This is a genomic window from Mesorhizobium sp. WSM1293 (assembly GCF_000513875.1).
GTDB classification, from domain to species: domain Bacteria; phylum Pseudomonadota; class Alphaproteobacteria; order Rhizobiales; family Rhizobiaceae; genus Mesorhizobium; species Mesorhizobium ciceri.
Window position 1 is genome coordinate 77,947 of record NZ_AZUV01000014.1, and the last position, 20,335, is coordinate 98,281.

Consider the following 20,335-nt stretch of genomic DNA (forward strand, 5'->3'; position numbering starts at 1 on the left):
TGGAGCCGGTTTGACCGTAAATTATGTCCGCTTCCGGGCAACATCGCGTGATGTGGAATATCCGGCACCCGCGCCGATATAGCGCCGGAACGCCTCCGGACCAGCCCCGGCGAAGAAATCATCAGCCTTGCCGGTGGCGGCGACCAACCCATTGTCGACAAACACCATATGCTCGCCGATGCGGCGTGCATCCTCCGGCTGGTGGGTGACGAACAGCACTGTCATGGCGCGTTCGGCATGAACGGCGGCAACCAGGTCCAGCATCTCGTCGCGCAAAGCCGGTCCGAGCGAAGCGAAGGGCTCGTCGAGCAGCAACACCGGTCGGTCGCGCACCAGCACGCGGGCCAGGGCGACGCGCTGGCGTTCGCCCCCGGAGAGCTCGCGCGGCAGGCGTTTCTCCTTGCCCGCAAGACCGGTGCGCGCAAGCGCCTCGGCGACCGCGGCGCGGTCCGCCTCGGTCAGCCGCAGGGATGGCGAGCGGCCGAGCCCGACATTCTGCTCGACGGAAAGATGCGCGAAGAGATTGTTCTCCTGGAACACCATCGACACCGGCCGCGCCGAGGCCGGCTCGGCGCTGACATCGACACCGCCGATCAGCACGCGGCCCGACCGTGGGGTCTCGAAGCCGGCGACCAGATTGAGCAGCGTCGACTTGCCCGAACCGCTCGGCCCCATGATGGCGGTGATCGTCGCCGCGGCAAACTCGACATCGAAAACAAGCGGCGCCTCGCCATAGCTGCCATAGCTGAACGACACTTTGTCCAGCCGCACCGGCGCGCCCTTCGCGAGCCCGTTGGCCGCCTTTTCACGCATCACGGACCTCCTCCCTTCCCAGCCAGTGCGCCGCCACGATCAACGCGAGACAGACGAGGCCGAGCAGCAGTGCGAGGCCGGCGGCATCCTCGGTGCGGTAGCTGCCCATCCGAGCCAGAAGAAGGTAGGGCAATGTCTGCACGGAATCACTGCCGAACAAGGCAATGACACCGAGATCGCCGAGCGACAGCGCCATGGCGAAAGCGAAGGCCGTGGCGAGCGGTCGCCGCAGCGACGGCCAGTCGACCAGCATCAGCCGGTTCCAGCCCGCAATGCCGAGCTGTGCACAGAGCCGTTCGTGACGCTCGCTCGCTGCATCATAGGCGGGACGCACGGCGCGGAGCGCAAACGGCATCGCCATCACCGCGTTGACGGTGACGACCATGACCGGGGCGAGGGCGAAGACATCGCCGACATGGCGCAACAACAGGAACCAGCCGGCGCCGACGACGATCGGCGGCACGACCAGGACAAAACCGGCGCCTGTATCGGTCGCGTGTTCGAGCAGTGTCTTTGCGCCGGCACGGCGGGTCAGCGCTAGCGCCCGCCGCGCCATGGTCAGCGCCAGCGACAGCATCACCGAAAGCAGCGCCGACAGGAAGGCGAGCGCCGCGCTGGTCAGCGTTGCCTGCCGGACAGTGGCCTCGCCGGCCAAGCGGGCGAGATCGGCACTCAATCCGGCCATCACGGTTGCCGCCATCGGCCCGACAACGAACAGCAGCGCCAGGACGATGAGTAGCGCGTTCAACCAGGTCTCGCTCCGATTGACCGAGAGATAGCGGCGTTGCGCGACCGGCAAATTGGTGTCGCCGACCACATTGGCGCCTAGCCGCGTCAGTGCCAGCACCACGATAAAGGTCAAGGCGATCTGCAGCAGCGTCAGTGCAACGGCCCGTGCGGGATCGAAATCGAAGCGCAGCGCCTGGTAGATGCCGACCTCAAGCGTCGTCGCGGCCGGCCCGCCGCCGAGCGTCAGCACGATCGTGAAGGATGTGATGCAGAGCATGAACACAAGCCCGGCGACGCCGGGCAGTGCGGCGCGCAGCGTTGGCCATTCGATCAGCCGGAACGCCGGCCGCGCCACCATGCCGAGTTGGCTCGCCAGCCGCCATTGGTCGGCCGGTATGGTCTGCAGCGCCTCGAGGAACAGCCGCGTCGCCAGCGGCAGGTTGAAGAAGACATGGGCGACGAGAATGCCGGACAGGCCATAGATGCCCGGCCAGCTTCCGCCGCCGATAACGGCAAGCACGCCGGCGAAATAGCCGGCACGGCCATAAAGCGCCAGGATGCCGAGCGCTGCAACGATGGCCGGCAGCGCCAATGGCACGGCGAAGATCTGCAGGATGAAGGCGCGGCCGAAGAAACGTGGATGCCGCGACAGAGCGCGCGCCACAAACAGCCCCGGGATGACCGAAAGCAGCGTCGACAGGACCGCTTGCCAGAGCGTGAAGCGAATGACGCGAAGCAGATAGGGATCGAAGGCTGCCCAGGCGCCCGAGAAATCATGGGCGCCCTCGAAAAGCAGGCCGGCAAACGCGCCGCCGATCAGCAGCGCGATTGCAGCGAGCGCTACAATGCCGGCACTGACGCGGGAATCCGTGGAATGCGCCGGCGCCATCGCGCTGCCTATTTGCTCATCACCGCCAGCCATTCATCGACCCAGGCCTTGCGGTTGGCGGCGACCTCTTGCGGGCTGAACAGCAAGGTCTTCGTCGGCTTGACCAGTTTGTCGAAGGCCGGATTGAGCGGCTTGTCGGTCTTGCCTGCCGGGAACATCCAGTTGGTCTCGGGGATGGCATCCTGGAATTTCGGCCCGGTCATGAAGGCCATGAACTTGGCCGCCAGCGGATTCTTGGCTCCTGTCGTGGTGATACCCGCCACCTCGATCTGCAGATACTCGCCCTCCTCGAAGGAGGCCGCCTGGTAGCGCTCCGTGTTCTCGGCGACCATGTGGTAGGCTGGCGACGTCGTGTAGGACAGCACCATCGGCGCCTCGCCCTTGGTGAACAGCCCATAGGCCTCGCTCCAGCCCGGCGTCACGGTCAGCACCTTGGCCTTGAGCTTGGCCCAGGCCTCGGGTGCCTTGTCGCCATAGACCGACTTGACCCAAAGAAGCAGGCCGAGGCCTGGCGTCGAGGTGCGCGGATCCTGGATGACGATCTTGTCGTTGGCACTGCCTTCGATCAGCTCCTTCAGGCTCTTCGGCGGCGTCTTCATCTTCTGCGTGTCATAGACGACAGCGAAATAGCCGTAGTCGAAGGGGACAAAAGTGTCGTCGCTCCAGCCGCCCGGCACATTGACATCCGTCACCGCGCCATGCGGCGCGAACAAGCCTGACGCCTTGGCATCGGCGGTGAGATTGGTATCCAGGCCAAGCACGATATCGGCCTTGGTCGATGCGCCTTCCAATCTGACGCGGTTGAGCAGCGCGACGCCATCGGCGACCGAGACGAAGTCGACGTCGCAGCCGCATTCGGCCTCGAACTCCTTCTTCACCACGGGACCCGGACCCCAGTCGGCGGTGAAACTCTCATAGGTGTAGACGGTGAGCTTATCCTTGGCCAAGGCGGGCCCGGACAAGGCCACGACCGTTGCTGAAACAAGAGCGTATAAAAGCGTGCGCATCGGCGCCTCCTTCGTTCGAATTGAAAGGAATTGAGGCGTCGGACTGTCCGAAACGTCTAATCCCTCCGCCGGTACAAACCGGATCAGGTTCAGCGGGTTGGCGAGACTGCCTCTCAGCCGGTCCGCGAAGATCGCGTCCGGCACCCCGTTAGAGCGTTTCGACACATAGGCCGGGCCGATCCGCCATGCAAGCGGGAGTTTGCCGCCTTCCGTTTCCCGTGCCGGGCTGGTAAGGGCCACACGATATGAGCACATTCACCATCCTGCTTGGCGGCGATCTCATCCGTACGCCACGGCTCGACCGTCAGGTCAAAGGCTCCCGCGTCATCGCCGCCGACGCCGGCATCGGTCATGCGCGGTTGCTGGGTCTCGTGCCGGAGCTGTGGGTGGGTGATTTCGATTCGGTGCCGGCCAACCTGCCGGACGATCTCGCTTCCGTGCCGCGCCGGACCTTCCCGGCGGAAAAGGACCAGACCGATGGCGAACTTGCCGTCGCCGCGGCACTGGAGCGCGGCGCGACCCGCCTGGTGCTGGCCGGCGCCTTTGGCGGCAAGCGCGCCGACCACGCTTTTCTGCATCTGTCGCTCGCCCTGCGGCTGGCGGAGGCGGGAACGGACGTGCTTTTGACCAGCGGCGCTCAGGAAGGCATCCCCCTGCTGCGCGGAACGGCCGGCTTCGACTATGCCGACGGCACGCTGTTTTCGGTGCTCGGCTTTTCCGAGCTCGACGGCCTGACCGTCACCGGCGCCAAATGGCCGCTCGCTCACGTCAAGGTGGCGTTCGGTTCGTCGCTGACCATTTCCAACGAGGTCAAGTCCGACAAGACCGGGGGCCGCCTCGAAATCGCGCTCGGCCATGGCCGCGCGATGCTGCTCGCTCATCCCTATCCCTTACCTGAAAGCTGACATGGCCCCGCCCCTTCTCAACCTCGACGGGATAAAACTGACCTTCGGCGGCACGCCGCTGCTCGATGGCGCCGCCTTGACGGCTTCGGCCGGCGACAAGATCGCGCTGGTCGGCCGCAACGGGTCCGGCAAGTCGACCCTGCTGAAGATCGCCGCCGGCCTGATCGAGCCGCAGGACGGCGAAGTGTTCCGCCAGCCTTCGGCGACCGTCCGCTATTTGCCGCAGATGCCCGACATGGAAGGTTTTGCCACTGTCCGCGCCTATGTCGAGGCCGGGCTTGGCCCCGCCGACGATCCCTACCGCGCCAGCTATCTGATGGAGCATCTCGGCCTGTCGGGTGAGGAGCGTCCGAACGACCTGTCGGGCGGCGAGGCGAGGCGCGCCGCCCTTGCCCGCGTCATGGCGCCGGAGCCCGATATCCTGCTGCTTGATGAGCCGACCAACCATCTCGACCTCTCGGTCATCGAATGGCTGGAAGAAGAACTCATCCGCACCTCCTCGGCGCTGATCGTCATCTCGCACGACCGCCGCTTCCTCGAACGCGTGTCGCGCGCCACGGTCTGGCTCGATCGCGGCCAGACCCGCAGGCTGGACAAGGGCTTCGGCCATTTCGAGGAATGGCGCGACCTGGTTCTGGAGGAAGAAGAACGCGAGCAGCACAAGCTCGGCCGCCAGATCGTTCGCGAAGAGCATTGGCTGCGCTACGGCGTGACGGCGCGGCGCAAGCGCAACATGCGCCGGCTCGGCGAGTTGCAGACCATGCGTCAGCGTTTTCGCGGTCATCGCGGGGCCGAAGGGTCGGCGACTATGGTGGCGAGCGACGCCACCGAGTCCGGCAAGCTGGTGATCGAGGCGAAAAACATCGAAAAGAGCTTTGGCGATCTCACCGTGGTCAAGGCGTTTTCGACCCGCATCCAGCGTGGCGATCGCGTTGGCCTGGTCGGGCCGAACGGCGCCGGCAAGACCACGCTCTTGAAGATGCTGACCGGCGAGATGAAGCCGGACGCCGGTTCGGTGCGGCTCGGCACCAATCTGGAGATCGCAACGCTCGACCAGAAGCGCGAGGCGGTCGACCCGCAGGAGACGCTGGCACAATATCTCACCGATGGGCGCGGCGAAAACCTCGTCATCAATGGCGAGCAGCGCCACGTGGTCTCCTACATGAAGGATTTCCTGTTCAAGCCGGAGCAGGCGCGCACGCCGGTGCGCGAGTTGTCCGGCGGCGAGCGGGCGCGGCTCCTGCTGGCGCGCGTGCTGGCGCGGCCGGCAAACCTTCTGGTGTTGGATGAGCCGACCAACGATCTCGACATGGAGACGCTGGAACTGCTGCAGGAGCTGGTTGCCGGTTTTGCCGGCACAGTCATCCTGGTCAGCCACGACCGCGATTTCCTCGACCGCACCGTGACCAGCCTGATCGCGCCGGATGGTGAAGGCCGCTGGATCGAATATGCCGGCGGCTATTCCGACATGCTGGCGCAGCGCGGCGGCACCAGGCTGGACGACCGCAAGGCGCGCGCGAAAGCCGAAAGCGGCGAAGCGCCAGCACCCGGCAAAAGCGAGGCCACTGCGCCAAAGGGACCAGCGAAGAAACTGTCGTTCAAGCAGAAGTTCGCGCTGGAATCGCTGCCCAAGAAAATCGAGGCTGTGATGGCGTCGATCTCAAGGCTGGAGAACAACATCGCCGATCCCGCCTATTACGAGCGCGACCCCGCCTCCTTCCAGAAAACCATCGCCGCCCTCGACAAGGAGCGCGCCACGCTGGCCGCGTTTGAAGAGGAGTGGCTGGAGCTGGAGATGCTGCGCGAAGAGATGGAGGGGTGAGGAGCGCTTGGCCGTAGGCCGATCAATCGACAACGATTTGTCGATTAAAGCGACGAACGGTGAAAGGCCGGTTCGCCTTCAGCGAATCGAAAGGTCCAGTGGACCTTTCGAAGGGATAGAACGCCCGAAGGGCTGGGAGCCATAGCGAAGGGCCGGGCGGGCCAAGTCCTATCACACCGCCGTCTTTATTTGCATTTGCGTGCGGGCTTTTATGCGCCTACATTATGCGCATAAAAGGAGGCAATCCCTATGCTTCAATCGACGCCGAAACCTCAGCGGCAATCAGTCAACACGTCCATTGATTCTCAGTTGATCAATGACGCTAAGGCGTTGGGTATCAACATTTCCCGCGCCGCGGAGGCGGGTATCGCGAAAGCGATTGCTGCGGAAAAAACACGTCGATGGCAGGAAGAAAACAAGCAAGCCATCGAAAGCTCCAATGAATATGTTAGGCGCAACGGACTTCCATTGGCCAAACACCGGCTGTTTTGATGGCACGTTACGATCTTTATCGGAATTCCGAGGGCAACGGTTATCTTCTCGATGTTCAGTCCGACCTTCTTGAGGGCCTGAGCACCAGGGTCGTAATTCCGTTGATGCCGCCCAACACAGCTCCGGTTCCGGGCCGCCGGCTAAACCCGACCTTCACTATCGATGGCAAGGATCATGTGATGGTCACGCAGTTCATGTCAGCCTTGATGGCCTCTGAGCTGCCGGATACCGAGGGGAATCTTTCCAGGCACCACGACGACATCGTCGCCGCACTCGACATGCTGTTCCAAGGCTTCTGAATCAAGAGGCTACGGGACAGCGGCTTTCTCAGCCAGCCGTCTTCGCCTGCCAGGCCTTGATCGCCTCGTCGAACACCTTCTCGCCGGGAATGCCCTTTTCCATGGTCAGCAACGCCCGCCGTCCGGTCTTGTAGACGACCGGCACGTCGATCCAGTCCTGGCCGCGCAGCAGGGTCATGTTGGCGTCTTCGTCGGCCTTGGTGTCGTTGAGCGCGACGAGGAAGAAGCCGTCGGCAATCTTGGCCGGAATGCCGATCAGCGGGCTGCCGGCATCCTGCTCCGAAGCCTTCATGGCAACGCGCAGGATGTTGTCGACACCGCCGCCCTCGAAGCCGTCGGGCGTCAGGAAGATCATCTCGATGATATGGCTGGCCGGCAGCGTCTGGTCGGTGTTGCGGCGGATGGTCATGCGCAACTGGATGTCCTTGCCGGGAATGGTCGCCTCGGCGCGGATCGCCGGCTCCGGCGGCAGGTCGCCACCGGGCGATTCCTGCACCAGCGACCAGACGATGTTGCCGGGCTCGGCGGAGCCCTGGGCGGTGCTGGTGCGCTCCTCATAGAAGATCGCCTTCTGGCCGACAGGCAGGGCGGCTTCCGCAGGCGCAGCCGCCGGGGCGGGCGGCGCGGCACCTGCCGGTGCTGGCGGCGTGCCGGCAGCACCGGCCGGCGCTGCAGGCGCTGCTCCGTTGGCAGGCGGCGTTGCGGGGGCGGCATCTGTCGCCGGAGGCGTAGTCGCGGCAGGCGTACCGGCGGCCGGTGCGGAAATCGCCGGTGCGTTCGTGGCCGAAGGCGGGGTGGTCAGCGCCGCGACCGATTCGCCTTCGCCGATGCCGCTTTGGCCACCGGCCGGACCCGGGTCGACTTCACCACCCTGCGGTGTCAGCCGCTGGGTGAATTTCGTGCTTTCGGCTTCCGTGCCGCCAGCCGCGGGCGCCGGCGGCGCTGCCGCGGCATCGGTTGCCGGCTTGGCCGGCGCCGGCTTCACGGGTTCGGTTTTCGCTACCTGATTGCCGCCAAGCCCCAGCATCTTGCCGAAGGCGTCCTTGTTCAGCCAGATGCCGTAGCCGCCGCCGGCAACGACCAGCAGTGCGACGACGGCCGCGATCAGCCCGCCATAGCTGCGCTTGCGCTCGGCGGGACGCAGGCGCTGGAAGGTGTCCTGTACCGGCTCTTCATTGTCTTCGTTGCTGGAAAAGACATCGGCCTCGTCGTCCGCCTCCTCGGCGTTCATGCCTGGAAGAGGCGTGTCGGCGCGAGCCGGCTGGGCAGGCGCCGGCGTCGATCTTTGCCAGCTTGGCTCGACCTTGGCGGCAGGCGGCGGCGCGGGTTGATAGGGCTCGGGCTTGGCGACGGGCGGTGCCGGCCAGGCCGATTCCGCCTTCGCCGGCTGCCTCGTATGGCTTGGCTGGTTCTTGTTGCGATCGATCGACGAAAAGATGTGTTCCAGCTCCGCGAGCGGGTCGGTCTCCGGCACGCTCTTGGCATAATCGCGCTCGACGCTTGTAATGGCGTCTTCCAGCGAACGCATCTGCGTGGCTATGGCTTCGGGAGCCCACGGCGGCGAACGTTCACCAAGCTTCTTCGCCAGCATGGTGCGAACGCTGGCATAGATGCGCGTACGCTTTTCCGGCGTCTCGTCGCCATGCTTGTCGAGCGCGTTTTTCAGAATAGCAACGAAATCTGCCATGCTTCAGTCGACCTGTATTTTGCTTCCGCGTCGGCCCCCGCAAATCAGCCGCGATGCCCGGAAAGGCTTCAGAAACTAGTCTTGAAACGGATCGGTCACAAGTATCGTGTCGTCGCGTTCCGGGCTGGTGGAAAGGAGCGCGACCGGTGCGCCGATGAGCTCCTCGATGTAGCGGACATACTTGACCGCCTGGGCCGGCAGATCATTCCAGCTGCGCGCGCCGGCAGTGGTGCCTTTCCAGCCCTCGAGCGTCTCGTAGACCGGTTCGACACGTGCCTGCGCGCCCTGGCTGGCCGGCAGATAATCGATCATCTCGCCGTCGAGACGGTAACCGGTGCAGACCTTGATCTCGTCCAGCCCGTCAAGCACGTCGAGCTTGGTCAGCGCGATGCCCTTGATGCCGTTGACCGCGACGGCCTGGCGCACCAGCACCGCGTCGAACCAGCCGCAGCGGCGCTTGCGACCGGTGACGACGCCGAATTCATGGCCGCGCGTGCCGAGGAATTCGCCGACCTCGTTCTTCTGCTCGGTCGGGAACGGACCCTCGCCGACGCGTGTCGTATAGGCCTTGGTGATGCCGAGCACATAGCCGATGGCGCCCGGGCCAACGCCGGAGCCGGCGGCAGCCTGTCCGGCAACCGTGTTCGACGAGGTCACGAACGGATAGGTCCCGTGGTCGATATCGAGCAGTGTGCCCTGCGCGCCCTCGAACAGGATGCGCTCGCCAGCCCGGCGCTTGTCGTCGAGGATCTTCCAGACCCGGTCCATATAGGGCAGGATGTCGTCGGCGACCGAGGTTAGTTCCTGCATGATCGCGTCATGCGTGACTTCCGCATGACCAAGCCCGCGACGCAGCGCATTGTGGTGCGTCAGCAGCCTGTCGACTTTCAAGGGCAGTGTTTCCAAATCCGCCAAATCCATCACCCTGACCGCGCGCCGGCCCACCTTGTCCTCATAGGCGGGGCCGATGCCGCGACGGGTCGTGCCAATCTTCGTCCCGGAATTGGATGCGGCGTCCTCACGAAATCCGTCCAGCTCTCGATGCAGGGACAGGATAAGCGCTGTGTTTTCGGCTATTTTCAGGCGATCCGGCGCCACTTCGACACCTTGCGCCTTGAGTTTTGCCACCTCGGCGACGAAAGCGTGCGGGTCGAACACGACGCCATTGCCGATGATGGACAGCTTGCCCTGGCGCACGACGCCCGACGGAAGCAACGACAGCTTGTAGACCTTGCCGTCGACGACCAGCGTATGGCCGGCATTGTGGCCGCCCTGGAAACGCACCACGACATCGGCGCGCTCCGACAGCCAGTCGACGATCTTGCCCTTGCCTTCGTCACCCCACTGCGAGCCGACGACCACCACATTGGCCATGTTTCTTTTCCCTTGAGACGCCGCCAAGCGGCTTGAATATGGTTCGAAACGACAGGCCTCTATAACGTCAAGACCTCGCGAGCGCGACCTTTCTTTGCCGTCGAAAATGCCCTGAGGCACAACAATTTTCGGCTTTGACATCATTTACTTGGGCGAGCGAGGGCAATAGGCCGGCAAACACCGCAGCTCCGGCGACTGGAATCCCGCGATGCATCGAAGCGCCTACATATTCCTGCTGCTCACCACCTTGCTTTGGGGTGGAAATTCGGTGGCCGGCAAGCTGGCGGTCGATCACGTCTCGCCGATGACGCTGGTCTTCCTGCGCTGGGTGCTGGCCGTGGCGATCATGCTGCCCATCGGCTGGAAGACCATCCAGAAGGACTGGCCGATGGTCCGCAAGCACTGGTTCGTGCTGGTCGCCCTCGGCGCCAGCGGCTTCACCCTGTTCAACACCATCTTCTACACGGCGCTCAACTACACGACAGCGATCAATGTCTCGATCGAACAGGCGGCGATGCCGATCCTGATCATGACTGCCAATTTCGTCTTCTTCCGCCTGCGCGTGAACTGGGCGCAGATTGTCGGCGTCGTGCTGACCATCGCCGGCGTGATCCTCACCGCCTGCCATGGCGACCCGCGCCGGCTGTTGACGCTGGAACTCAATTTCGGTGACGCCATCATGCTGGTCGCCGTCTTTCTCTACAGCGGCTATTCGGTCGGGTTGCGGCTGAAGCCGGTGATGCACTGGCAGAGCCTGATGCTGGCCCTGTCGGTTTCGGCACTCGTCACCTCGTTGCCGTTCTTCCTGTGGGAGGTCCTCGCCGGCAAGGTCGTCATGCCCGACGCGCGCGGCTGGACCGTCATCGTCTATACGGCGATCGGCGCCTCGGTCGTTTCGCAGATCTTCTACATCAGGGGCAACGAGCTGATCGGCGCCAACCGCGCCGGCCTGTTCATCAATCTGGTGCCGATCTTCGGCACGCTGCTGTCGGTGCTGATCGTCGGCGAGACGTTCCAGCTCTATCAGGCGCTGGCCTTGGTGCTCGTGCTGGGCGGCATCGGGCTTGCCGAATACAGCGGGCGCAAGATGGCAATGGCGGACCACCGCGGATGACATTTGGCGGCTGACGCCCTCCGCCGTCGCGGCAACGCGAACGGCCTGGACTTCGCCAATGGCGCGGAAACAGCGGCATGAATCCTGCCGCGTCCCCTACTTGGAACATTTCACCTCCAGCGGAGTTTGAACGCCAGGGAGGCGACATGATGAGCCACAACCCTCGCAGCACGGCAAGCATTGCTGGTCACCCTATCCACCCGATGCTGATTCCGTTTCCGATTGCCTTTTTTGTCGGCACCTTCGTTTGCGACCTTATCTTCTGGCGAACAGCCGATCCCGGATGGGTCACCGGGTCGCTTTGGCTTCTCGGCGCAGGCCTGATCATGGCTGCCCTGGCCGCGCTTGCTGGCTTGACGGACGTTCTCGGCGATGTTCAGGTCCGCAATCTCACGACGGCATGGCTCCATGCCGGCGGCAATGTACTCGTCGTGTTGATCGAGCTTTACAACTGGTACTCGCGGTATGCCGGCGGAGCGGCGGCCGTGATGCCAACCGGCATCGTCCTATCGCTGATCGTGGTTCTCATCCTGCTGTTTACGGGCTGGAAGGGCTGGGAACTGGTCTACCGACATCGCGTGGGTGTTTCCGATGGCTCGGACGAGTTGACATGAACCGGCCGCCGCGGCGGCCGGCGTCAACGAGGTGGGTCGGCGACCGCCTGTCCTCAATCACATCGCGTTGACGTCGAACTGCAGCCGCTTGGCCGAGTCGATCGACTTGTGCGCCTTGACCTTTTCCAGCACGGCTTCCGGGAACGGCGCGTCGAGATAGAGCAGCGCTATGGCATCGCCGCCCGGCCGGTTGCGGCCGAGCTGGAAGTTGGCGATGTTGACGCCATTCTCGCCGCAGACGGTGCCGAGCAGGCCGATGATGCCCGGCGCGTCCGCATTGGTGGTGTAGAGCATGTGCTGGCCGACCTCGGCATCGAGGTTGATGCCCTTGATCTGGATGAAGCGTGGCTTGCCATCCGAGAAGCATGTGCCGGCGATCGAGCGCGTCATGTGCTCGGTCTTCACCGTCAGCTTGATATAGCCGTCGAACACGCCCGACTTGTCGCGCTTGACCTCGGCCACGATGATGCCGCGCTCCTTCACCATGATCGGCGCCGACACCATGTTGACGTCCGAGACCTGAGGCCGGATCAGCCCGGCGAGTGCTGCACTGATCAGCGCGCGCGTGTTCATCGTCGCGGTCGAGCCGTCGAACAGGATCTCCACCTCCTTGATCGGATCCTCGGTGACCTGGCCGACAAAGGCGCCGAGCACCTCGGCGAGCTTGACGAACGGCTTCAGCCGCGGCGCCTCCTCGGCGGTGATCGACGGCATGTTGATGGCGTTGGAGACGGCGCCCTTGATCAGATAGTCGGCCATCTGCTCGGCAACCTGCAGCGCGACATTCTCCTGGGCCTCCGTCGTCGAGGCGCCGAGATGCGGCGTCGCCACCACATTCTCCATGCCGAACAGTTCGTTGTTCTCGGCCGGTTCGACCTCGAAGACGTCGACGCCAGCGCCGGCCACCTTGCCACTCTTCAGCGCTGCGACCAGATCGGCCTCGACGATCAGACCGCCGCGTGCGCAATTGATGATGCGCACGCCCTTCTTCATCTTGGCGATCGCCGCGGCATCGATGATGTTGCGCGTCTTGTCGGTCAGCGGCGTGTGCAGGGTGATGAAATCGGCGCGGGCGAACAGCTCGTCGAGCTCGACCTTGTCGACGCCAAGCTCCTCGGCACGGCTGTCCGACAGGAACGGATCGAAGGCGATGACGTGCATCTTGAGGCCAACGCCGCGCGTCGCGACGATCGAACCGATGTTGCCGCAACCGATGACGCCCAGCGTCTTGCCGGTGATCTCGACGCCCATGAAGCGGTTCTTTTCCCATTTGCCGGCATGGGTCGAGGCGTTGGCTTCAGGGATCTGGCGCGCCAGCGCAAAGATCATCGCCACCGCATGTTCGGCTGTGGTGATCGAGTTGCCGAAGGGCGTGTTCATCACGATGATGCCCTTGCGGCTTGCCGCCGGGATATCGACATTGTCGACGCCGATGCCGGCGCGGCCGATGACTTTGAGATTGGTAGCGGCGTTGATCAGCTTTTCGGTGACCTTGGTCGCCGAGCGGATGGCGAGGCCATCATACTGGCCGATCACTTCGGCGAGCTTATCCTTGTCCTTGCCGAGATCGGGCAGATAGTCGACCTCGACGCCGCGATCCTTGAAGATTTGCACGGCGGTGGGGGAGAGTTTGTCTGAGACGAGAACGCGGGGCGCCATGGCGGCCTCCTTGAAATGGATTTGATCCTGATGGGAGTGGGCGGCCCGAAGGCCGCCGCGAACGATCTCAGGCCGCCGCTTTGAGCGACGCCTTCTGTGCGGCGAATGCCCAGTCGAGCCAGGGCAGCAGCGCTTCGAGATCCGACGTCTCGACCGTCGCGCCGCACCAGATGCGCAGGCCGGGCGGTGCGTCGCGATAGGCACCGATATCATAGGCGACGCCTTCCTTGTCGAGCACCGACACCAGCCCCTTGGCGAAGGCCGCCTGCCCGTCGGCGTCGAGCGCGGACACGTCCGGATCGGTGAAGGACAGGCAGACGGACGTGTTCGACCGTGTCGCCGGCTGGACGGCGAGATGACCGAGCCAGGAGGACTTGCCTACAAAGCGATCGAGGACGGCCGCATTGGCATCCGCCCTGGCGATCAGCGCGTCGAGGCCGCCGGTCGACTTCGCCCAGTTGAGCGCATCGAGGTAATCCTCGACGCACAGCATCGAGGGCGTGTTGATGGTCTCGCCCTTGAAGATGCCTTCGATCAGCTTGCCGCCTGAGGTCAGGCGGAAAATTTTCGGCAGCGGCCATGAGGGCTTGTAGGTTTCCAGCCGCTCGACGGCGCGAGGCGACAGGATCAGCATGCCGTGAGCGCCCTCGCCGCCCAGCACCTTCTGCCAGGAGAAAGTGACGACATCGAGTTTTTCGAAGTCGAGCCTCTGCGCGAATGCGGCGGAAGTCGCATCGCAGACGGTCAGGCCCTTGCGGTCCGCGGGAATGAAATCGCCGTTCGGCACGCGAACGCCCGACGTGGTGCCGTTCCAGGTGAAGACCACATCGCGGTCGAAATCGATCTTGGTGAGATCAGGCAGCTCGCCGTAGCCGGCTTCGATGTTGCGCACGTCGGCGAGCTTCAATTGCTTGACCACGTCGGTGACCCAGCCGGAGCCAAAGCTCTCCCAGGCGACCATGTCGACGCCGCGCTCGCCGAGCAGCGACCACAGCGCCATCTCGACCGCACCGGTGTCCGACGCCGGCACGATGCCGATGCGGTAACCCGCCGGGACCTGGAGAATCTCCCGCGTCAGCTCGATCGCCTGTTCGAGCTTGGTCTTGCCGATCTTGGCGCGGTGGGAACGGCCGAGCGCAGCATTTCTTAGCGCCTCGACCGACCAGCCGGGGCGCTTTGCGCAGGGACCTGAGGAGAAATTGGGGTTTGCCGGACGGAGTCCGGGCTTCGTATGCGTCGTCATCGTGGTCTATCCTTCCAGATAGTGGCCCCTCGTTGGGGAGGGGTGGCCCACGGACGGCGATATTCGTTCGGGCTTCAGGCGTCAAGAGGAAAGTTTTTGTCGTTGCCGGGATACCGGCGATCCCCGATCAGGATGTCGTGACTTCAAACGCAAACGGCGGACCCCGAAAGATCCGCCGTCCTGGTCCTCGTACTCGCCGCGCCTACCAGAGATCGTAGCGCAGCCCGACCTTGACCTGATGATAATCGAGGCCCTTTTTGAACTCAGGGTTGCCGACAGCGTCTGCTGTCACGTATTTCGCGGAAGGCAGAGCCGTGTATTGATAGCCGACATCGACTGCAACATTCTTGCTGACCTGATAAGCAAAGCCGGCGCCGAGCGTATAGGCGAAGCTGAACTGCTTCTCCGACTGCGTCGTCCCATCATAGCCGTTTGGATCGTCGCATTCAAAGATGGTCGTGGTTGTACCTGATGTTGTCGATGAATTCTGACAGTTGCGAGCGCCTTGAGCGTACTTGTAGGTGCTGTACGCTATGCCGACACCGCCTCCGACATAGGGCGTGAAGCCGACATAAGTGCCCAGGTCGACAAAGGCGCTGGCCATCACATCGTAGGCCTTGTTGTTGCCGTCGTTGGAGCCTTCGCATCCACGGGTGCTTGGGCCGGCGAACGCGCTTGTGCTGCCACCGCTGGTGACAGTCACCGTCTGCGTTCCATCGCAAGTACTGTCGAATTTGCTGGCGAATTTGCTTGTCGGCAGCAGACCGAAATTCAATTCACCGCGGAAGTAATCGTTGAAATGGTAGCCCATACCTATCGAACCAGACAGCGGGCTGGTATCCGTAACCAGACCGGCCGGAGTTTCCGAAAATTCATAGGGCTTGTTGAAGGCATAGCCGAGATCACCGCGCAGATACCAGCCGGAGCCGACCTCGACCGGGACGTAGTCGGGCGCCTGGTCGACATAGATCGGCGGATCGTAGTCGGCCGCGTGCACCGGCGTCAGCGGCAGGAGGGCTAGTGCACCGAGCGCCAGCGCCATACGCGATGTAAGTTTCATGGTCCCCGACTCCCGAATTTGGCGCAGCCCGCAATCGCAGCGGCAGCCATCGTTTCAAGGAGCATTGTTAACCATAGTGGTTAAGTGCCGGTTAAGGCTAACAGACCGTTAGCGAATTCATTTCCGAGTGCTCATGGCCCAAACGAAAACCGCCCGGCTTGAGGCCGGGCGGTTCGTGGAAAATTCAAGCAATAGGGGAGTTACTTGGTGTAGATCGGCTCGGGTTCGGGCTGGTAGGCAACGACCGGCGCGGCGCAACCGTTGTTGCCACCGAACTGGTAACGCAGGCCACCGCGCACTTCGTGTGTGTTGATGCCACGATCGAAGCCGGGACCGGAGCTGGTGATGTTCCAGTCGAACATGCGGCCGCCCTGGATATGGGAGAAGCGGTAGCCGGCATCGAGAATGATCTTGTCGGTCAGGCAGTACGAAGCGCCGGCCATCAGACCGTAGGCGAAACGCCAGCTTGATCTGCCGGGATTGAACTCGGTGGTGTTCGGGTCGTAGACATCATCCCACTTGACGCGGGCGCCGCCGATGCCGGCGCCAACGTAAGGCGTGATGCCGTGATAGGTGCCGAGATCGACATAGGCGTTGGCAAGTAGCAGCAGGGCGCTCATCTTCGACACTTCGGTCGATGTTCCGTTGATATCCGAGGTGCCGCCGTTGAAGTTCGACTTGAACCAGTAGTCGGCGGTCAAATCGGTCCGGAAGTGGTCGTTGATCTTGTAACCAACGCCGGCACCGAGCGAGAACCCGCCCTTGAGCTTGCCGAAATCGAAACTTCTGGTGCCGGGCGTGACCGTACAATTACATTGATCGATGGTGTAGGTCATATAGTCGATGCCGCGCACGGTCGACTTGTGATAGTCGATGTCGCCGCGGATATACCAGCCGCCGACTTCTACCGGCTGCTCGTAGACGGCCTGAGGCGGAGCCTCTTCGACGATCGGTTCCGGCAGGTCGGCCGCGAACAACGGCCCCGCCAGGCCTGCGAACAGTAAGGCGAGCAGGGCCTTTCTTGCTGTCTTGAACATGCTTGTCACCCCTGAGAAGCTCGGAACGGCAAACCCGCCCGAAATGCGATTGGCTTTCAGTCGTGGATAATGAATTGCAAAGGTTAAAAGGCGTTTAACCCTGTTGCTTAACCACGAATCTCGAAACTTCTGGGAACCGGCGCGAGATTTCCGAACAGCGAACAGACTGGGAGCCGACAAGAAAAAGCCCGCCGAAAGGCGGGCCTTGGACAGGTTCAGGCGACGACGTCCTGCCGGGCGCTGTGGGGGTCAGGCGGCGCTGCGCGTTTCCGAGATGATGTCCACGATGCCATTCACCACGGACTCGACCAGTTGCGGGTCGTCGCCCTCGGCCATCACGCGGATCAGCGGCTCTGTCCCGGATGGCCGGATAACCAGCCGTCCGGTCTTGCCGAGCCGGTTACGCGCGTCTTCGATGGCGGCCTTGACCGGCGCCTCCTCGAGCGGCTTGCCGCCGGAAATGTGAACGTTCTTCAGGAGTTGCGGCACGGGTTCGAATTTCTTCGACAGTTCGCTGACCGGCCGGCCCTGCCGCTTGATGCAGGCCAGCACCTGCAGCGCCGAAACCAGGCCGTCGCCGGTGGTCGAAAAGTCGGACAGCACGATATGACCCGACTGTTCGCCGCCGACATTCAAGCCATGCGCGCGCATATGCTCGACGACATAACGGTCGCCGACCTTGGTGCGGTGCAATTGCAGCTTCATGTCGCCGAGGAAGCGTTCGAGGCCCAGATTGGACATGACGGTTGAGACGACACCGCCGCCGGCAAGCCGCCCGCTCTGGTGCCAGGATTCGGCGATCAGCGCCATGATCTGGTCACCATCGACGATCGCGCCGTTTTCATCGACGATGACGACGCGATCGGCGTCGCCGTCGAGCGCGATGCCGATATCGGCGCGCACTTCGTGCACCTTCTTTTGCAGGCCGGCCGGGTGGGTCGAGCCGCATTCCTTGTTGATGTTGAAGCCGTTGGGCTCGACATTGATGGCGACGACTTCGGCGCCCAGTTCCCACAGCGCCTCGGGCGCCACCTTGTAGGCCGCACCATTGGCGCAATCGACGACGATCCTCAAGCCCGCGAGCGACATCGAGCGCGGCAAGGTGCGCTTGGCGAATTCGATGTAGCGGTCATGCACGCCGTCGACGCGCTTGGCGCGGCCAAGCCCGTCGGAATCGGCGAGCGCCAGTTCGATATCCCTGTCGAGCATGCTCTCGATGCGCTCCTCGATCTCGTCGGAGAGCTTGTAGCCGTCGGGTCCGAACAGCTTGATGCCGTTGTCGTAATAGGGGTTGTGCGAGGCCGAGATCATGACGCCGATATCGGCGCGCAGCGAACGCACCAGCATGGCGACAGCCGGCGTCGGGATCGGGCCGAGCAGGAACACGTCCATGCCGGCGGCACAAAGACCGGCGACCATGGCATTCTCGATCATATAACCGGAAAGCCTGGTGTCCTTGCCGAGCACGACACGATGTCGATGGGTGCCGCGCTGGAAGGAAAGGCCGGCGGCCATGCCGACCCGCATCGCGATTTCAGCGGTCATCGGAAACTTGTTGGCGCGTCCGCGAATGCCGTCCGTGCCGAAATAATTCCCTGCCATGCCAGTCAGCTTCCTCGACGTTTCTTCCCCGGCACGTCATGCCACAATTGGCCAGGGCGCTATGATCACATTGTGTGATTATACGTTACCAATCCTTAGAAAACCATTGTTGTGCACTGCACACAACGTGGCCGCAACCTGACATGCCCAGACTGCCATGCTGCAATATACAAGTCATTCGAGCCTTTCAGCGCGGATGCACCAGGAAAATCTTGCTCTGAACCAGGCAACGGACAACGATTTCATCACCTTATCGGGAGAAGCCGATTTTCGGCGATATATACGCCACTTAGCATCTGGCGCAACCGACCGTTGAGCGTTATTGATTTGCAGGGACGTATCATGGGCTGCTGCAACGGAGAAACGCTATGCTCATCCACCGACTTGCCACTTTGACCGGCCTCGCCGTCGCGACCTTGTTCCTGGCCGCGCCAGCCAACGCACTGACGATGGCCGAGTGCAGCACGAAGTATAACGCCGCCAAGGATGCGGGGACACTGGCCGGAGCGACCTGGAACCAGTTCCGCAAGGCTCAGTGCGGCACCGACGCCACAGCGACGACCGACGCCAAGCCGGCCGATGCCAAGAAAGCGACCGACACCACGAAGGCTGCCGCCGCGGCGGACGACAGCACGGCCAAGGGCCTGACGGCTAAGGAATGCAGCACCAAGTATCAGGCGGCGAAGGCTGCCGGCACGCTGAACGGCATGAAGTGGAACGACTTCCGTAAATCCGAATGCGCCGCCGGTGCATCCGCCGCTGCCGCCGCCAAGCCGGCGACCACCAAGGCCGCCGCGGCTCCCGCCGCTCCCGCAGACAATGGCGGCAAGGGTCTGAGCATGGCCGAATGCAGCACCAAGTATCAGGCCGCCAAGACGGCCAACACGCTGAACGGCATGAAGTGGAACGACTTCCGCAAGACCGAGTGCGGCGCAGCCGCCTCGGATGACGACACCGTGCCGGCCGCCGACGAGGCGAGCTACACCAAGGAGCCGGCGAAGCCGACGACGGCTGCGCCCAAGGGCGTCAAGTTCCCGTCCGCGATCTCGGCGAAATATGCCAGCGAGACCCCCGGAAAGGGCCGCATGCACACCTGCCTCGACCAGTACTATGTCCTCAAGGACGCCAATGCGCTCGGCGGCCTGAAGTGGATCCAGAAGGGCGGCGGCTTCTACAGCCTGTGCAATGCCAAGCTGAAGGGCTGATCGCTTAGCCATAGTCTCCAAACAAAGGCCCGCGCATCGCAAGATGCGCGGGCCTTTTTTGTTGCGCGAAGACGCACACTGCCTTGCTCGCATCTGCATGTCGCCGGGATGCCGGCATCATCAATTCGCCTACACTGCCCAACGCCAAGCTCATCGGTAGTCCGTAAAGATTCTGGTTGAACATATAGAGAACAAACCATATACAAAAAGACGTCAAACTTATTATCAACCAGGAGGATCTTATGCACGGTTTGAAATTGGCGGTATTGGCTGCGACCGCATTTGTCGCTTGGAGCGTCGCCCCCGCAAGCGCACTGACGATGAAGGAATGCGGCGAGACCTATCGAACAGCCAAGGAAGGCGGCACTCTGAACGGCATGGACTGGACGGCTTTTCGCAAGGAGAAGTGCGCGACATCAGCAGCGGACAGTGTCAGCGAGGATACGGTCAAAACCGAGCCGCAGACGAAAAAAGAAACCAGCGCGGCGGTCGCCCCCACTGTAGCGCCCGCGGGCGTGACATTTCCGACCACGCTGGCCGCCGAGTTCAAGACCGAAAAGCCCGCGAAGGCGCGCATGAAGACCTGTCTCCAGGGCTACCATGGCAACAAGGACGCGGGCACGTTGAACGGCCTTCGCTGGATCCAGAAGGGCGGCGGTTATTACAGCCTGTGCAATGCCAAGCTGAAGAGCTGAGCGACAAGACATCTGAAGAAGAGAAGGCCTGCGAACCGCAGGGTTCGCGGGCCTTTTTGTTGCCTTCGAGGGCACGCCAGCGGCGACGT

At 63.1% G+C, this 20,335-nt stretch carries 18 protein-coding genes and 1 riboswitch; of the genes, 8 read left to right on the forward strand and 10 right to left on the reverse strand.

Annotated features, from left to right (window positions below; genetic code table 11):
• Positions 1 to 21 precede the first annotated feature (21 nt).
• The 3 genes from thiQ to thiB are packed head-to-tail and all read right to left on the reverse strand — an operon-like array spanning position 22 to position 3,438.
• On the reverse strand, positions 22 to 813 hold the full coding sequence (gene thiQ / locus M729_RS0118895) for a thiamine ABC transporter ATP-binding protein (RefSeq protein WP_027162507.1): 792 nt from the start codon (positions 811 to 813) through the stop codon (positions 22 to 24).
• Positions 806 to 2,431, reverse strand: coding sequence for a thiamine/thiamine pyrophosphate ABC transporter permease (thiP, locus tag M729_RS0118900; RefSeq protein ID WP_027162508.1), 1,626 nt, complete (start codon positions 2,429 to 2,431; stop codon positions 806 to 808). Before thiP ends, thiQ begins: the two co-directional genes overlap by 8 nt.
• Before the next feature lie 8 nt (positions 2,432 to 2,439).
• Positions 2,440 to 3,438 (reverse strand): thiamine ABC transporter substrate binding subunit, encoded by a 999-nt coding sequence (gene thiB / locus M729_RS0118905; RefSeq protein WP_013529168.1) that lies wholly within the window; start codon positions 3,436 to 3,438, stop codon positions 2,440 to 2,442.
• Between the two features lie 43 nt (positions 3,439 to 3,481).
• Positions 3,482 to 3,596: riboswitch (TPP riboswitch) on the reverse strand.
• Positions 3,597 to 3,683: 87 nt separating this feature from the next.
• Between thiB and M729_RS0118910 the strand changes: the two genes are divergently transcribed.
• The 4 genes from M729_RS0118910 to M729_RS0118925 all read left to right on the forward strand — a co-directional run bounded on the left by M729_RS0118910 (position 3,684) and on the right by M729_RS0118925 (position 6,956).
• A complete protein-coding gene (locus M729_RS0118910) occupies positions 3,684 to 4,343 on the forward strand; it encodes a thiamine diphosphokinase (protein WP_027162509.1) in 660 nt (219 codons plus the stop codon).
• A 1-nt stretch (position 4,344) separates the two neighbouring features.
• The gene (locus M729_RS0118915) at positions 4,345 to 6,165 is read left to right on the forward strand and encodes an ABC-F family ATP-binding cassette domain-containing protein (RefSeq protein WP_027162510.1); all 1,821 of its coding nucleotides are present in this window, start codon (positions 4,345 to 4,347) and stop codon (positions 6,163 to 6,165) included.
• Positions 6,166 to 6,414: 249 nt separating this feature from the next.
• The gene (locus M729_RS0118920) at positions 6,415 to 6,657 is read left to right on the forward strand and encodes a type II toxin-antitoxin system CcdA family antitoxin (RefSeq protein ID WP_024502933.1); all 243 of its coding nucleotides are present in this window, start codon (positions 6,415 to 6,417) and stop codon (positions 6,655 to 6,657) included.
• Positions 6,657 to 6,956: a CcdB family protein gene (locus M729_RS0118925; RefSeq protein WP_024502932.1), complete on the forward strand. Its 300-nt coding sequence runs from the start codon at positions 6,657 to 6,659 to the stop codon at positions 6,954 to 6,956. Before M729_RS0118920 ends, M729_RS0118925 begins: the two co-directional genes overlap by 1 nt.
• A gap of 28 nt (positions 6,957 to 6,984) precedes the next feature.
• Here M729_RS0118925 and M729_RS0118930 read toward each other — a convergent pair whose 3' ends face one another.
• Both M729_RS0118930 and M729_RS0118935 read right to left on the reverse strand, forming a co-directional pair.
• Positions 6,985 to 8,643 (reverse strand): hypothetical protein, encoded by a 1,659-nt coding sequence (locus tag M729_RS0118930; protein ID WP_013529163.1) that lies wholly within the window; start codon positions 8,641 to 8,643, stop codon positions 6,985 to 6,987.
• Positions 8,644 to 8,718: 75 nt separating this feature from the next.
• Positions 8,719 to 10,017 (reverse strand): adenylosuccinate synthase, encoded by a 1,299-nt coding sequence (locus M729_RS0118935; protein WP_024502931.1) that lies wholly within the window; start codon positions 10,015 to 10,017, stop codon positions 8,719 to 8,721.
• Positions 10,018 to 10,225: 208 nt separating this feature from the next.
• Between M729_RS0118935 and M729_RS0118940 the strand changes: the two genes are divergently transcribed.
• Both M729_RS0118940 and M729_RS0118945 read left to right on the forward strand, forming a co-directional pair.
• Complete coding sequence (locus M729_RS0118940; RefSeq protein ID WP_027162511.1) at positions 10,226 to 11,131, forward strand: DMT family transporter; 906 nt, start codon at positions 10,226 to 10,228, stop codon at positions 11,129 to 11,131.
• Positions 11,132 to 11,280: 149 nt separating this feature from the next.
• A complete protein-coding gene (locus M729_RS0118945) occupies positions 11,281 to 11,745 on the forward strand; it encodes a DUF2231 domain-containing protein (protein ID WP_013529160.1) in 465 nt (154 codons plus the stop codon).
• A 57-nt stretch (positions 11,746 to 11,802) separates the two neighbouring features.
• Here the strand turns inward: M729_RS0118945 and serA are convergent, their stop codons facing one another.
• From serA to glmM, 5 genes are all read right to left on the reverse strand, one after another.
• Positions 11,803 to 13,404 (reverse strand): phosphoglycerate dehydrogenase, encoded by a 1,602-nt coding sequence (gene serA / locus M729_RS0118950; RefSeq protein ID WP_024502929.1) that lies wholly within the window; start codon positions 13,402 to 13,404, stop codon positions 11,803 to 11,805.
• Positions 13,405 to 13,471: 67 nt separating this feature from the next.
• Entirely contained in the window at positions 13,472 to 14,647 is a 1,176-nt protein-coding gene (locus M729_RS0118955; RefSeq protein ID WP_027162512.1) for a phosphoserine transaminase, read from the reverse strand.
• A 202-nt stretch (positions 14,648 to 14,849) separates the two neighbouring features.
• Positions 14,850 to 15,689: an outer membrane beta-barrel protein gene (locus M729_RS0118960; protein ID WP_318011902.1), complete on the reverse strand. Its 840-nt coding sequence runs from the start codon at positions 15,687 to 15,689 to the stop codon at positions 14,850 to 14,852.
• 218 nt (positions 15,690 to 15,907) lie between these two features.
• Positions 15,908 to 16,744: an outer membrane protein gene (locus tag M729_RS0118965; RefSeq protein ID WP_027162513.1), complete on the reverse strand. Its 837-nt coding sequence runs from the start codon at positions 16,742 to 16,744 to the stop codon at positions 15,908 to 15,910.
• 249 nt (positions 16,745 to 16,993) lie between these two features.
• Positions 16,994 to 18,346: a phosphoglucosamine mutase gene (glmM, locus tag M729_RS0118970; protein ID WP_027162514.1), complete on the reverse strand. Its 1,353-nt coding sequence runs from the start codon at positions 18,344 to 18,346 to the stop codon at positions 16,994 to 16,996.
• Between the two features lie 368 nt (positions 18,347 to 18,714).
• On the opposite strand from glmM, the gene M729_RS0118975 reads away from it, so the two are divergent.
• Positions 18,715 to 19,551 carry a hypothetical protein gene (locus M729_RS0118975; RefSeq protein WP_027162515.1) on the forward strand — a complete coding sequence of 279 codons (837 nt, stop codon included), beginning with the start codon at positions 18,715 to 18,717 and terminating at the stop codon, positions 19,549 to 19,551.
• Positions 19,552 to 19,793: 242 nt separating this feature from the next.
• A complete protein-coding gene (locus M729_RS0118980; protein WP_013529153.1) occupies positions 19,794 to 20,246 on the forward strand; it encodes a hypothetical protein in 453 nt (150 codons plus the stop codon).
• Positions 20,247 to 20,335 lie beyond the last annotated feature (89 nt).